At 66.4% G+C, this 13,503-nt stretch carries 16 protein-coding genes; 10 read left to right on the top strand and 6 right to left on the bottom strand.

Annotated features, from left to right (window positions below; translation table 11 throughout):
• Positions 1-158 precede the first annotated feature (158 nt).
• Positions 159-1,445, bottom strand: a complete 1,287-nt coding sequence (locus ACVK00_RS04785; protein WP_228908774.1) for an MFS transporter — start codon at positions 1,443-1,445, stop codon at positions 159-161.
• Between the two features lie 185 nt (positions 1,446-1,630).
• Between ACVK00_RS04785 and ACVK00_RS04780 the strand changes: the two genes are divergently transcribed.
• Genes ACVK00_RS04780 through ACVK00_RS04770 form a run of 3 tightly spaced genes read left to right on the top strand, consistent with a single transcriptional unit; the run spans position 1,631 to position 3,017 of the window.
• Complete coding sequence (locus ACVK00_RS04780; protein WP_284888573.1) at positions 1,631-2,317, top strand: hypothetical protein; 687 nt, start codon at positions 1,631-1,633, stop codon at positions 2,315-2,317.
• Positions 2,318-2,351: 34 nt separating this feature from the next.
• A complete protein-coding gene (locus ACVK00_RS04775; RefSeq protein ID WP_456826943.1) occupies positions 2,352-2,573 on the top strand; it encodes a hypothetical protein in 222 nt (73 codons plus the stop codon).
• 51 nt (positions 2,574-2,624) lie between these two features.
• The gene (locus ACVK00_RS04770; protein WP_229050611.1) at positions 2,625-3,017 is read left to right on the top strand and encodes a BON domain-containing protein; all 393 of its coding nucleotides are present in this window, start codon (positions 2,625-2,627) and stop codon (positions 3,015-3,017) included.
• A gap of 139 nt (positions 3,018-3,156) precedes the next feature.
• Here the strand turns inward: ACVK00_RS04770 and ACVK00_RS04765 are convergent, their stop codons facing one another.
• The gene (locus ACVK00_RS04765) at positions 3,157-3,312 is read right to left on the bottom strand and encodes a DUF3309 family protein (RefSeq protein ID WP_228910037.1); all 156 of its coding nucleotides are present in this window, start codon (positions 3,310-3,312) and stop codon (positions 3,157-3,159) included.
• Positions 3,313-3,518: 206 nt separating this feature from the next.
• On the opposite strand from ACVK00_RS04765, the gene ACVK00_RS04760 reads away from it, so the two are divergent.
• The 6 genes from ACVK00_RS04760 (at position 3,519) to ACVK00_RS04735 (ending at position 9,096) form a co-directional block, all read left to right on the top strand.
• Positions 3,519-4,193 (top strand): histidine phosphatase family protein, encoded by a 675-nt coding sequence (locus ACVK00_RS04760; RefSeq protein ID WP_284888574.1) that lies wholly within the window; start codon positions 3,519-3,521, stop codon positions 4,191-4,193.
• 19 nt (positions 4,194-4,212) lie between these two features.
• Positions 4,213-5,244, top strand: coding sequence for a phosphotransferase (locus ACVK00_RS04755; protein WP_284888575.1), 1,032 nt, complete (start codon positions 4,213-4,215; stop codon positions 5,242-5,244).
• 58 nt (positions 5,245-5,302) lie between these two features.
• Positions 5,303-6,067, top strand: coding sequence for an SDR family oxidoreductase (locus ACVK00_RS04750; protein ID WP_284888576.1), 765 nt, complete (start codon positions 5,303-5,305; stop codon positions 6,065-6,067).
• A 7-nt stretch (positions 6,068-6,074) separates the two neighbouring features.
• On the top strand, positions 6,075-6,833 hold the full coding sequence (locus tag ACVK00_RS04745) for an SDR family NAD(P)-dependent oxidoreductase (protein WP_284888577.1): 759 nt from the start codon (positions 6,075-6,077) through the stop codon (positions 6,831-6,833).
• A 33-nt stretch (positions 6,834-6,866) separates the two neighbouring features.
• Entirely contained in the window at positions 6,867-8,111 is a 1,245-nt protein-coding gene (locus tag ACVK00_RS04740; protein WP_228908780.1) for an acyl-CoA dehydrogenase family protein, read from the top strand.
• A gap of 79 nt (positions 8,112-8,190) precedes the next feature.
• Positions 8,191-9,096, top strand: a complete 906-nt coding sequence (locus ACVK00_RS04735; RefSeq protein WP_284888578.1) for a LysR family transcriptional regulator — start codon at positions 8,191-8,193, stop codon at positions 9,094-9,096.
• 129 nt (positions 9,097-9,225) lie between these two features.
• On the opposite strand, the gene ACVK00_RS04730 is transcribed toward ACVK00_RS04735, so the two are convergent.
• From ACVK00_RS04730 to ACVK00_RS04715, 4 genes are all read right to left on the bottom strand, one after another.
• Positions 9,226-9,711 carry a M24 family metallopeptidase gene (locus ACVK00_RS04730; protein WP_354123306.1) on the bottom strand — a complete coding sequence of 162 codons (486 nt, stop codon included), beginning with the start codon at positions 9,709-9,711 and terminating at the stop codon, positions 9,226-9,228.
• Positions 9,683-10,345 (bottom strand): aminopeptidase P family N-terminal domain-containing protein, encoded by a 663-nt coding sequence (locus ACVK00_RS04725; protein WP_354123214.1) that lies wholly within the window; start codon positions 10,343-10,345, stop codon positions 9,683-9,685. Before ACVK00_RS04725 ends, ACVK00_RS04730 begins: the two co-directional genes overlap by 29 nt.
• 54 nt (positions 10,346-10,399) lie before the next feature.
• Positions 10,400-11,287, bottom strand: a complete 888-nt coding sequence (locus ACVK00_RS04720; RefSeq protein ID WP_228908782.1) for a HalD/BesD family halogenase — start codon at positions 11,285-11,287, stop codon at positions 10,400-10,402.
• A gap of 199 nt (positions 11,288-11,486) precedes the next feature.
• Positions 11,487-12,674, bottom strand: a complete 1,188-nt coding sequence (locus ACVK00_RS04715; protein ID WP_284888579.1) for a glycine betaine ABC transporter substrate-binding protein — start codon at positions 12,672-12,674, stop codon at positions 11,487-11,489.
• On the opposite strand from ACVK00_RS04715, the gene ACVK00_RS04710 reads away from it, so the two are divergent.
• Complete coding sequence (locus tag ACVK00_RS04710; protein ID WP_228908784.1) at positions 12,631-13,491, top strand: LysR family transcriptional regulator; 861 nt, start codon at positions 12,631-12,633, stop codon at positions 13,489-13,491. The genes ACVK00_RS04715 and ACVK00_RS04710 overlap by 44 nt on opposite strands.
• Positions 13,492-13,503 lie beyond the last annotated feature (12 nt).

The following is a 13,503-nucleotide window of genomic DNA, read 5'->3' as shown; positions in this document are numbered from 1 at the left end:
CAAGCACGCCGAACAAGCCGCGTCGGCCGCGTTGGCCGAACCAGCCGAACCAGCCGAACCAGCCGAACCACCCGAGGCACCACCATCGCGGAACGCAGTGAAGCGCGACGGCGACGCTGGCGAGACGGGGGAGGCAGGCGAACCCGAAGCGAACGGCTTCAGCGCGCCGACGGCGCGGCCGGCGCTTCGGCGAGCGGCGGCGTCGCTTCCGACAACGCGCGATCCGGCCGGATCCGCAGCGCGGCGACGATGCCGATCAGCAGCATCGCGACCGACCCGACGAACGGCACCGTCCAGCTGCCGGTGTGATCGACGAGATAGCCGAACAGGATCGGCGACAGGATCCCCGCGATCGCCGAACCCGCGTTCATCATCCCGCTCGCGATGCCCGCGTGTTGCGGTGCGATGTCGCTCGGCACGGCCCAGATCGGCCCGATCGTCAGTTCGAGGCACAGGAACGACCCGGACAGGCACAGCGCGATGCCGGCCGTCGAATGCACGAACGCGAGCGGCAGCAGGCAGACGAGCGCGCCGGTGAAACTCGCGACGATCACGCTCTGGCGCGACAGCGCGAGGTTGCCGGTCTTGCGATAGATGCGGTCGCATAGCCAGCCGCCGAGCGTGTCGCCGACCACGCCCGCGAAGAACACGCCGGACGCGAACAGTGCGGTCGATTTCAAGTTCAGGCCCTGGCCGTTCAGGAAGAAGGTCGGCAGCCACGTGAAGAACAGCCACGCGGTCCAGCCGTAGCAGAAGTACACGAAGATCGTGGGCGCCATCCGGCGGAACAGCGGCCCCCACGGCGTCGGGCCGGACGACGGTGCCGGGCGGGCGGCGGCAGCGGTGTGCGTACGGCTGTTGCCGTCGCCTTCTCCGCGCGGGTACTCGCGGAAGCCGACGACCCACCACACGAGCCACACCAGCGTTACCGCACCGATCACGAAGAATGCCGCGCGCCACGACAGCCACGTCATCAGCGCGGCGACGATCGGCGGCGTGACCGCGTTGCCGAGCCGCGAGAACGAATGCGTGAAGCCCTGCACGACGCCGCGCCGTTCACGCGAGAACCAGTGCGTGATCGCGCGGGCCTGGGCGGGCAGCGTGGCGCCTTCGCCGATCCCGAGCAGCAGGCGCGCGGCAAACAGCAACGCGAGGCTGTGCACGAGCCCGGTCATGAACGTCGAGGCGACCCAGATCAGCCCGCAGCCGATCAGCGTGATGCGCGCGCCGAAGCGGTCGGCGATCCAGCCGCCGCCGATCTGGCAGATTGCATACGAATACGCGAACGCGGAAAATGCGACGCCAAGTTCGGTATTCGACAGGCCGAGCTCGGCCTTGATCGCGCCGGCCGCGGTCGCGAGGTTCACGCGGTCGACGTAGAGGATGAACGAAAGCGCGCACAGCAGCCACAGCGTGTGGCGCCGCTGACGGTGATCGGTAGGCATGTGTCTCACTCCATTTTTCGTGCGCGGCGTTGCAATGACGCAGCGTTCACTGGCGGGGCCAGCATCGCGCGCAGGAGGATGCACCGTCTAATGAATCTTTGGGATCAATCGATAACCCCAGGTATTCATTCCTGTTTCAGCCGCGTCAACCGTACCAGACGCAACGGAACACCACAGGTGAAGAATTGACCGACAACGAAAAACTTTCGCTTCACCGGGAGAGCCGCTTCTGGCAACTGCCAATGGTGAGAGGGTGGATCCAGGGGCATGGCCGCGACGGCTATTCGTTCCGTCTGCTGCTGTGGCCGCCGGTGATCGTGTTCGTGCTCGAATTCATCTGCATGATCTTCGACGCGCTGTACACCAGCATCGGCATCAGCGGCGTCGCGACGCTGTTCCTTGGCTTCGCCGGGTACCACGGCGCGCAGCGCGAATGGCTGGTGCCGTCCGCGACCGCGCGCGCGCTCGTGAAGGCACGCATGAAGAAGGCGGCCGAGCGGTTCTCGTCGCTCGGCGTGGGCGCGACCGTGCTCGCGATCTTCGTCGCCGCGACGTCGCTGTCGCTCGTATTGTCGGGTCAGCCGGTGCTGGACAGTGTATCGAAGGACGCGGTGTCGATCTTCATCGCGCTGGTGTTCCTGCCCGTGTACGTGTCCGGCGCGGTGCGCAAGCTGGCGATCGCGCGGATCGAGGAGCTGGAGGCGCTGCGCAACGCGACCGTCGGTACCCGCCTGAAATTCGACCGGGCCGGCGCCGTGCGCGCGGTGGTCGTGCGGGGCGCGGCGGGGAAAGGGACGGTGTCCGTCATCGCGTACACGGTGCTCGGGTTCAGCCCGCCGCTCGAACAGGTCGGGCGCGAACCGCGCACGTGACGGCGCGAACGCGGCAGGTTCTGCGGGGATGCGCATGGCGGCGCGCGTTTTCCCGCAGCGCTGGCGGCGCCTGGCGGATGCGGACCGAGTCGCCGCGCATACGGCGTGTATCGACATCGAGCACCGAATGCTGGCCGGCGGCGGCCTGCAGCGCAGGTTCGAACACGTCGACCATCGCGCGCGCATCCGATGCGAGATCGGTGTCGCGGATCGCGATGCTCAAGTAGCCGCATCCTCGCGTCGCGGCTCGGCCTGACGGCCGGCGCTCGGCGATTTTCCCCGTTCGTTCCCGTTGAGGAGAAATCCGATGAAGCACCATTTTGCAATCGTCGTTGCAGGTTTCGTCGCGCTGTCGCCGATGGCTGGCCATGCACAGTCCGCCGCTGCTGCCGTTACCGCTACCGCGTCCGCCGCGCCGGCTGTTGCACCGTCGAACGCGTCGCCGCGGGCGGCGAAGAAAGCCGAGCGCGCGGCCGACCGCGCGTTCGCGAAGAAGGTGCGCCAGGCAATCGGGAAAGCGCACGGCATCGGCAATGCGCAAGTCACCGTGTTCGCCAAGGCGAAGACGGGCGACGTGACGCTGGCCGGGTCGATCTCCGACGAATCCCAGGACCGGGTCGCGGTGGACGCGGCCCGCCAGGTGCCAGGAGTGACGTCGGTGACGAGCCGCCTTCAGTTGCGCCTGGAGGGCGGCCAGTAACGCGCGGCGCCCGCCGCGCGCCCGTTCCGGCCCCTTTGTGTAAAGAATCCACGGCGAGGATTCGGAAAGGCGCGCATGCGGGCGGGGCGGAGGCGTGCCGCCCGAGGCGTTTCCCGCCGTCAGCAGGCGGCGGAAACCGTCAGATGCGCCCCAGCAACACCAGTATCACGACGATGAGGACGACCAGCCCGACTGTGCCCGATGGCCAGTAGCCCCAGCTTCGGCTGTGCGGCCATGCAGGAAATGCTCCGATGAGCAGCAGAATCAGAACGATGATAAGGATCGTACCGAGCATCGCACCCTCCTGAACGTGGTGATAGGACGGTGCATGCTGACGCAATTCGCGTGCCGCGACGCAGGCCAAGACGAAAGTCGTTGCAAGCGCATTGTTTGAAACCGCGGAATTCATTTCATGAATACTGACCGATTCAAAAAATAAATTTCAAAAATGTAAGCTCGCTCGCTATGCTGGGCCTTCGGTTCCATTCAGGCGGACATGCAATGGCTGAACTCTTTCTGGTACGGCACGGGCAGGCGTCGTTCGGCACGGACGACTACGACCGGCTGTCCCACTCCGGCGAGCAGCAGGGCGTATGGCTCGGCGAGTACTTCGCACGGCAGGGCCTGACGTTCGACCGCGTGATCTGCGGCACGATGAACCGGCATGCGCAGACGGTCGACGCGATCCTGCGCGGGATGGGCCGCGCAGGCGCGCCGGTCGACCGCCATCCGGGCCTGAACGAATACGACTTCCACGGGCTGTTCGCGGCGGCGGCCAGCGACTATCCGGAGATCGCGCGGCTCGCGGCCGGCTCGATGAAGGAGCACTTTCGCGCGCTGCGACAGGTGCTGCATCTGTGGGCCGACGACAAGCTCGGCGACACCGCGCCCGAAACCTGGGCCCATTTCCAGCAGCGCGTCGCCGACGCGCGCGCCGCGATCCGCCACGGCGGCAGCCAGCGCGTGCTCGCGGTGAGCTCCGGCGGCCCGATCGCGGTGACGGTGCAGCAGGTGCTCGCCGCGCCGGCGTCGAGCGCGATCGCGCTGAACCTGCAGATCCGCAACAGCAGTCTTTCGCAGTTTTTCTTCAACGCCGAAGCGTTCCACCTGGCGTCGTTCAACGGCATCCCACATCTCGAGGATCCCGAACGACATGCGTGGCGCACCTACGGCTGACCCACGAACGATCGCGACGATGACGAACCCTACCCAGCCCCTCGACGTAGCCCGCCTCACGCACTATCTGGAAGCGCACGTGCCGGGTTTCGAAGGCCCGCTCGACATGGAGAAGTTTGCCGGCGGCCAGTCGAACCCGACCTTCCTGCTGCATGCGAAGAGCGGCCGCTACGTGCTGCGCCGCCAGCCGCCCGGCGAACTGCTGAAATCCGCGCACGCGGTCGATCGCGAATTCCGCGTGCTCACCGCGCTGTCGGGCACCGCGGTGCCGGTCGCGCATCCGTATCACCTCTGCGAAGACCGCGACGTGATCGGCAGCCTGTTCTACGTGATGAGCTTCGAGGACGGCCGGATCTTCTGGGATCCGGCGCTGCCGGAACTGCCGAAGGCCGATCGGGCGATCTGCTACGACGCACTGCTGCGCACGATGGCCGCGCTGCACGACGTGGAGGTCGACGCGGTCGGCCTTGCCGACTACGGCCGCCCCGGCAACTACTTCGAGCGCCAGATCGGCGTGTGGACGAAGCAGTATCGCGCGGCGGAAACGGAGCGCCTCGACGCGATGGAGGTGCTGATCGACTGGCTGCCGAAGGCGTGCCCGGAGGACACGGGCCGGCCCGCACTGGTGCACGGCGATTTCCGGATCGACAACGTGATGTTCGCGCACGACGACTATCGCGTGCAGGCCGTGCTCGACTGGGAGCTGTCGACGCTCGGCAATCCGCTCGCCGATCTCGCGTACTTCTGCATGTGCCTGCGGCTGCCGTCGGGCGGCCAGGTGCGCGGGCTCGCGGGCCAGGATCGTGCCGAACTCGGCATTCCCGACGAAGCGGCGATCGTCGCGCGCTATTGCGAATTGCGCGGCATCGAGCCGATCCGCGACTGGCATTTCTATCTCGCGTTCAGTTTCTTCCGGCTCGCGGCGATCGCGCAGGGTGTGAAGGCGCGCGCGCTGCAGGGCAACGCGTCGAGCGAGCAGGCGCTGCGCGTGGGCGCGATGGCCGGCCGGCTGGCCGAAATGGCCGTCGGCGTGATCGACGCGCACCGCTGAGATTGCCGACATCGCCGAGCGACGGCACGACAACATATCAATGGAGGAGCACAGCAACATGGCAACGAATCTGTTCGACCTGACGGGCAAGATCGCGCTGGTGACGGGCGCGAGCCGCGGCATCGGCGAGGAAATCGCGAAGCTGCTCGCGGAGCAGGGCGCGCACGTGATCGTGTCGAGCCGCAAGCTCGACGACTGCCAGGCGGTCGCGGACGCGATCGTCGCGGCGGGCGGCCGCGCCGAGGCGCTGGCCTGTCACGTCGGGCGGCTGGAGGACATCGCCGCGACGTTCGAGACGATCCGCGGCAAGCACGGCCGGCTCGACATCCTCGTGAACAACGCGGCCGCGAACCCGTACTTCGGGCACATCCTCGATACCGATCTCGCCGCGTATGAAAAGACCGTCGACGTGAACGTCCGCGGCTACTTCTTCATGTCGGTCGAGGCCGGCAAGCTGATGAAGGCGCAGGGCGGCGGCGCGATCGTCAACACCGCGTCGGTGAACGCGCTGCAGCCGGGCGACCGGCAGGGCATCTATTCGATCACGAAGGCGGCCGTCGTCAACATGACGAAGGCGTTCGCGAAGGAGTGCGGGCCGTTCGGCATCCGCGTGAACGCGCTGCTGCCGGGCCTCACGAAGACGAAGTTCGCCGGCGCGCTGTTCGCCGACAAGGACATCTACGAAAGCTGGAAGGCGAAGATCCCGCTGCGCCGCCACGCGGAGCCGCGCGAGATGGCCGGCACCGTGCTGTATCTCGTGTCGGATGCGGCGAGCTACACCAACGGCGAATGCATCGTCGTCGACGGCGGTCTGACGATCTGAGCGCGCGATGAAACTCGACAGCTATGCGGGGCAGGCCGTGATGATCACCGGCGCCGCGAGCGGCTTCGGCGCGCTGCTCGCGAGCGAGCTGGCCACGATGGGCGCGCGGCTCGCGCTCGGCGACCTGAACGACGACGCGCTCGAACGCGTGGCCGCGCCGCTGCGCGCGGCCGGCGCCGACGTGATCGCGCAGCGCTGCGACGTGCGCATCGAAGCTGAAGTGGCATCGCTGGTGCAGGCGGCGGTCGAGCGCTTTGGGCGGCTCGACGTCGGCATCAACAACGCGGGCATCGCACCGCCGATGAAGGCGCTGATCGACACCGACGAAGCCGATCTCGACCTGAGCTTCGCGGTGAACGCGAAAGGCGTCTTCTTCGGGATGAAGCACCAGATCCGCCAGATGCTCTCGCAGCGCGAAGGCGTGATCCTGAACGTCGCGTCGGTGGCCGGGCTCGGCGGCGCGCCGAAGCTGGCGGCCTATGCTGCGTCGAAGCATGCGGTGGTCGGGCTCACGAAGACGGCCGCGCTCGAATACGCGCGCCACGGCATTCGCGTGAACGCGGTGTGCCCGTTCTACAGCACGACGCCGATGGTCACCGACAGCGATATCGGCGACCGCCAGGACTTTCTCGCGCAGGGCTCGCCGATGAAGCGGCTCGGCCGGCCCGACGAAATCGTCGCGACGATGCTGATGCTGTGCGCGAAGGAAAACACTTATCTGACCGGGCAGGCCGTCGCCGTCGACGGCGGTGTCTCGGCCTTCTGACCGAACCGAATACGCAATCTCGAGGAGTCGATCATGGACTTTGGCTACACCCCGAAAGTGGAAGCGCTGCGCGAACGCGTGCATGCGTTCATGGACGCGCACATCGTGCCGCGCATCCGCCAGTGGAACGACGAAGTGCACGCGGGCCAGTATCCCGTGTCGTTCATGGAGGAGCTGAAGGAACGCGCGAAGGCGGAAGGGCTGTGGAACCTGTTCCTGCCGCACCTGAAGGACGACGAGCCCGGCACGGGCCTGACCAACCTCGAATACGCGCCGCTCGCCGAGATCATGGGGCGCGTGAGCTGGGCGTCGGAAGTGTTCAACTGCAACGCACCGGACACCGGCAACATGGAACTGCTGCACATGTTCGCGACGCCCGAGCAGCGCGAACAGTGGCTGCTGCCGCTGCTGCGCGGCGAGATCCGTTCGGCATTCGCGATGACGGAGCCCGACGTGGCCTCGTCGGATGCGACCAACATCACGACGCGCATCCGGCGCGACGGCGACGAGTACGTGATCAACGGCCGCAAGTGGTTCATCACGAACGCCGCGCATCCGAACTGCAAGATCTTCATCGTGATGGGCAAGACCGATCCCGATGCCGAGTCGCACCAGCAGCAGAGCATGATCCTCGTGCCGCGCGACACGCCGGGCGTGACGATCGTGCGCAACATCACGGTGGTCAACCACTACGCGCCGGAAGGGCACTGCGAGATCACGTTCGACAACGTGCGCGTGCCGGCGCGCAACCTGCTCGGCGAGGAAGGCAGCGGTTTCGCGCTCGCGCAGGCGCGCCTCGGGCCGGGCCGCATCCATCACTGCATGCGTTCGATCGGCGCGGCCGAGCTGGCGCTGGAACTGATGGTCGACCGCGCGCAGTCGCGCGAGGCGTTCGGCAAGCCGCTGAATCGTCACGGCACGGTCGGCGAATGGATCGCGCGTTCGCGCATCGAGATCGACCAGGCGCGCCTGCTGGTGTTGAAGGCCGCGTGGATGATCGACAAAGTCGGCGCAAAGGCCGCGCGCAAGGAAATCTCGATGATCAAGGCGCTCGTGCCGACCGTGTACACGGACGTATGCGACCGCGCGATGCAGGTGTTCGGCGCGATGGGGCTGAGCCCCGACACGCCGCTTGCCGACATGTGGACCTGGGGCCGCGCGCTGCGCTTCGCCGACGGTCCGGACGAGGTGCACCTGCAGGCGATCGCAAGGATGGAGATCAAGGATGCCGTGCGCGGGTCGACCGAGCCGTACCTGACGCGGCCGCCGCGCGGCTGAGCCTCGCGCCGCGCGAGGGAGCGACGTGGGCGAACGGGCGGCGCGCGCCGTATTAAGATGCCGGCAAGGAGACCCGGCGATGCGCCTTTCGAAGATTGATCTGAACCTGTTCGTCGTATTCGAGGCGATCTACAACAAGCGCAACCTGACGCGCGCGGCCGAGGTGCTGAATCTCACGCAGCCGGCCGTCAGCAACGCGCTCGCGCGGCTGCGCAAGACGCTGAACGATCCGCTGTTCGTCAGCACGCCGGCCGGGATGATGCCGACCCCGATGGCCGAGAACATCGTCGGCCGCGTGCGCGAGGCGCTGCAACTGCTCGATTCGAGCGCGCACGAAGGCGACGTGTTCGATCCGGCCTCGTCCGAGCGCGTGTTCCGGCTCAGCATGAGCGACCTGACCGAAGCGCTGCTGCTGCCCGCGCTCGGCGAGTTGCTGCAAACACATGCGCCGGGCATGCACGTGCGCAGCTACACGATGGACCGCCGCGAAGTCGCGACCGCGCTCGCGAACGGCTCGGTCGATATCGCGATCGACGCGCCGCTGATCGGCGATCCGCATCTGCACCAGGCGCTGCTCGTGCGCGACCGCTACGCATGCATGATCCGCGACGATCACCCGTTCAAGGGCGACACGCTGACCATGGACGACTACCTGTCGATGGGGCACATCCACGTGTCGAGCCGCCGCAAGGGCAGCGGGCACGTCGACGCGGAGCTGACGCGCCTGGGGCTGCGCCGCAACATCCAGATGCGCGTGCAGCATTACATGGTCGCGCCGCTGATCGCGATGCGCGGCGATCTCGCGCTGACGGCGCCGCTGCGGCTGCTGCGGCGCTATCCGGCCCGGATCCTCGAGCTGCCGTTCGAGATGCCCGGGCTCGAATACTTCTGCTACTGGCATCGCAGCGCCGATCAGGACCAGGGCAGTCAGTGGCTGCGCGAACAGTTGATGACGCTGATGGGCGGGATGGGCGAGCCGCGGTGATGCAGGCGGGCCGCGCCTGCGTCACGTGCTTTTCGATATCGCCATCGGCACGCGCGTGCCGTACCTGACGCTCGTCGCGCCCGATCGTTCGCTGGCGGGTGCGGCGTAGCGGCGGCGGCTTTGCCGCTGCTACGCGAGCAGGCGCGCTTCGAACGGGTAGTCGGACAACAGCTCGACCTGCCCGTCGTCACGCACGTACACCTGCTCTTCGAGCTTCACGCCCTCGCCCCCGGCTTCGTGACCGATGTAGCTCTCGATGCACAGCGTCATGCCGGGCTCGATCACGCCGTCATAACCCTTTGCATCGCTATCCTCACGATGGACGATATAGGGATACTCGCCGGTCATCCCGACGCCGTGCGCGAGCGCGAAATAGCGGCGCGCGCGATACGGCTGCGGGATTTTCCATGCTTTCGCGATGAATTCCTGAAACGTCGTGCCGGCCTTCACGTTTTCCATGTTGGCGTGGATCTGATCGTACGCGAGCCGGTAGAGGTTCTTCTGCGCGTCGGTCGCCGGGCCGTCGCCGCACAGGAACGTGCGGGAAAAGTCCGCGTAGTAGCCGAACCGGCCGACAACGTCCGTATCAAGCCCGACCAGCTCGCCCGCCTGGATCTTGCGCGGGCTGCTCTCCTGGAACCACGGGTTCGTGCGCGGCCTCGAGCTTGCGTACCCCCGCTTCCGCCGCGCGCAGCGACGCGCGGATCATCTTGATTTCGTTCGGCACCTTGATTGCGCGTGCGCGCTCGAGCGGTTCCTGTGCATCGGAGATCTCGTAGCCGCGCGCCTGAAGTGCGAACGCGGCCGCGGATGTCGCGCTTTCGATCGCGATGCGCTTGCCGCCGCCCGATGCGCGAACGAGCGCGTCGATTTCGTCCGCCCATCGTTCGGTAACCTGACGAAGCATGTCGTCACAGAAGTAGTAAGAAATAGCGGTCGCCGGACGAACTTCGTCGACCGTGTCGAGCCCGTCGGCAAGAAACTCGCAGCCGGCGTACTCGAACAGCACGACCTTGCCTTCGGCCGGCACGAACAGGTATCGCGCCGGATTGCGCATCGAGTACACCTGCATGTTGCGCGATCCCGTCGCATAGCGCATGTGGGTCGGGTCGAACAGGACGGCGGCGCTCAGGTCTCGCTTCTTCAGTTCGCGGCGAACCGCGGCGAGCCGGTCTCGCTGGATCTGCGCGATCTCGTCGGCGGTCGGTTCGCAATCTTCCGGACGGTGGGTCGGTCTGAGGATGGACATGGTATCGGGTATCGGGAATCGGGTTTCGAATGGAATCGGGCGGAGCATGACGGCTCAGTCGACAAGGCCGTCGGCGCGGACGAGCCGTTGTTCGGCCTCGAGATGCATTTCCGAGACACGGCCGTACAACTGGCGTGTGCGCTCGAGGCGGCCGATCACGCCGGGCTTCTTCGAGTACGCGAAGATCGCCGTGTGACGCTCGCGCTCGCCCTCGACTCGCGCGACGCGATGCAGCGAGAAGCGGCCCTTGAACAGTTGCAGATCCCCCGGGCGCAACGTGATCACGCGGACCGGCGCGCGTGTCTCGCCGCGTACGACGCGCCCGACCTCGTTGTAGTTCTCGCCTTCCGGCGAGCGGATACCGGGGCAGTACTCGAAGTCGCCGCCGGCGGCCGGTTGCTGGGTCATCATCGACACGATGAATTCGTTCGTGTCGTAGTGCCACGGCTGCTCCGTGCCGGGCGGCAGCACGTTTTGCACGAGGCCGGCGTACGGATCCGCGTACTCCCATACGCGCGCCTCGCCGAGGCATGCGGCGATGAAGGATTTCATCGACTGGGCGACGTACAGGCGATGAATGATTGCGTCGGCCGGAATGACGTCGCGCGTGACGAAGCCGCTGGTGCGATCCATGAACACGCGGCGAGGATCGTCGGCCGGCAGCGACGGATCGTCGGCCGTGAAATACGCATTGACCTTGCGGTGCGAGTAGAACGTCTTCGCCGCCAGCGCGCGGCCCTCGGCGCGGGCCCGTTCGAGAGCGGCCGGCCGCAGGAAATCGTGCAGCACGGCGCTGCCGTGGCCCGCGAGTTCTTCGCGGCAGGCCGCTATCAACTCGCGCATCCGGGGATGATCCGGGGCGTGCAGCGGATAGCGGTCGGTATCGACGATGTCGCCGAGGTCCATACATTCGGCATCGGCAAGCGGCAGGTTGACGGTCATGTTTTGACTCCAGGAAGGGAAATGCATCGGCACGGTCGCGGCGCGGGATGCTTGCCGCGGATATCGATCATCTTTCGTCAACCAGAATGTTTCAGGAAACGAGTTATTCCGATTGCCCAAGCGGAACCGTCAATGAATACGCCGGCAGGCACGCCGTGCGGCGGCCACGGCACGCGCGCACGGTTGCCCGGTTCGGCACCTAGCGCAGCCATGCGTCGACGCGCTCGCGGTTGGCCGCGATCCAGCGTGCGACGCCCTTCTGCGGGTCGGCATCGCCCTCCGCGCGAATGTCGTTCATCAGCGAGCCGAGCGTCTGGTCGTCCATCTTCCAGGCACCGAGCCAGTGCGAGATATCCGGATGCGCGCGGCCGAATCCGGCGGTCGCGATCGCGTAGATCGCATCCGGCTGCCCGAACACCTGCTTCGGGTCCTTCAGGTAGTGCATCGGATACTTCGCCCAGACCCAGTGCGGATTCCACAGCGTGACCACGATCGGCTCGCGACGCTTTGCTGCACGTTCGAGCGCAAGCAGCATCGCGGCCTCGGATGACGGCAGCACCGTGTAGTCGAGCCCATACGCGGTGCGCGCCTGGGCCGTCAGTTTCATCAGGCCGCTGCCCGGTTCGATGCCGAAGATCATCGGCTTGCCATCGTGCTGGAACTGCGCGGCGCGTGCATTCAACTGGTCGACGCTGTCGACGTCGACATAGTCCGGCACGGCGAGGCCGAGCTGCGCGCGCGGAAACCAGGGCCCGATCTTTTCGACCCGCGATTTCACGCTGTCATAGGGGGCGGCATCCGCCGACGGCAGCCAGACTTCGAACGTGAGGTCGAGCTTGCCTTGCGCGACAGCGCTGTAAATGATCGCCTTGTCGCCCGGTCGCAGCGAGACCGTGTAGCCTTTTTGCGCGAGCAGTGCCTTCCACAGGTTCGCAACCGCGATATTTTCGGCCCAGTTGTTCACGCCGATCGTGATCGTGCGGTCGTCGGCTGCGGTTGCGGGATGAGCGCCGGCGATCAGGCCGGTGAGCAGAATCAGCCGGGGCAGCAAGCGGCCGGCGCGACGGAGGATCGGGCGGAAAAGACGATGGAAAAATAATGAGGGGATCATGTGCGAATCTCGTTTTCGATAAGGTGGACGAGGGCGCGCGATACGGGCTGCATCGCGCCGGGCGAGTCGGGCCGTGTCGGATCGGCGAAGGTTGTGAGCGGAATTATTTTGATCAATAATCGGCTCGCTCACCGCCATCTTTCGGACGTCAAATTCTTTTTGAAAACGAGTAATTTCGATGGCTTCTATCAGCGGACCCGATTGGTCGAAACTCAGCTCGCTGGATCCGGAATTGATTCGCGCGTTTGTCGCGGTGGTGGATACGGGCGGCTTCACGTCCGCTGCGAGGCAGTTGCACCGGACGCAATCGACGATCAGTCTGCGGATCCGCACGCTCGAGGAGCGGCTCGGCACGCCCCTCGTCCTGCGTGGCGGCCGCCGGCTCGCGTTGTCGCGCGATGGCGAGAATTTCCTGATTCACGCGCGCCGGATCATTCAGGTCCAAAGCGAGGCGATTGCCGCACTGAATCGAAGCAGTTCGTCGCAGCGTGTCATTCGTTTCGGATTGCCTGAGGATTACGCGGAGCTTTGGCTGCCGGACTTGCTGAAGCGCTTCCATGAATTGCGGCCCGGCGTGCAGCCGCACATTCATTGCCGGATGTCGCTCGAACTGCTCGACCGCCTGAATGCGGGCGAGCTCGACCTCGCGCTGGTTGTCCGGCATGGGCCGCGCCCCGGTGGTCACCCGCTCGGCAGTGAGTCGGTCGTGTGGGCCGCGCATCGGGATTTTCGGCTCGACCAGCAAGCCTCGGTACCGCTCGCGCTGTTTCCCGAAACCTGTTGTTATCGGCAGCGCGGGCTCGCGGCGCTCGCCGATATCGATCGGCCGTGTCATATCGTCTATACGAGCCAAAGCCCCACGGGGATCCGGATCGCGGTCAATCACCGTGCGGCGGTGACCATCATCGACCGTTGCACGTTGCCCGCCAACTGGCGGGTGCTCGACGCGAACGACGGGTTGCCGCCGCTGCCGCCCGCCGATCTCGAACTGCATCTCTCGTCCGGAATTCACGATCCGTCGACCGACGATCTGGCGGCGCTGATCGCATCGATGGTCGAGGAGCGGCGGCGCTCGCCGGTCGAGGCAGCCTGACGCCGGCTCCGC

Source organism: Burkholderia sp. PvR073, from assembly GCF_054055695.1.
The sequence above is the reverse complement of the archived record's forward strand: the minus strand, read 5'-3'. Positions and strand labels throughout refer to the sequence as shown.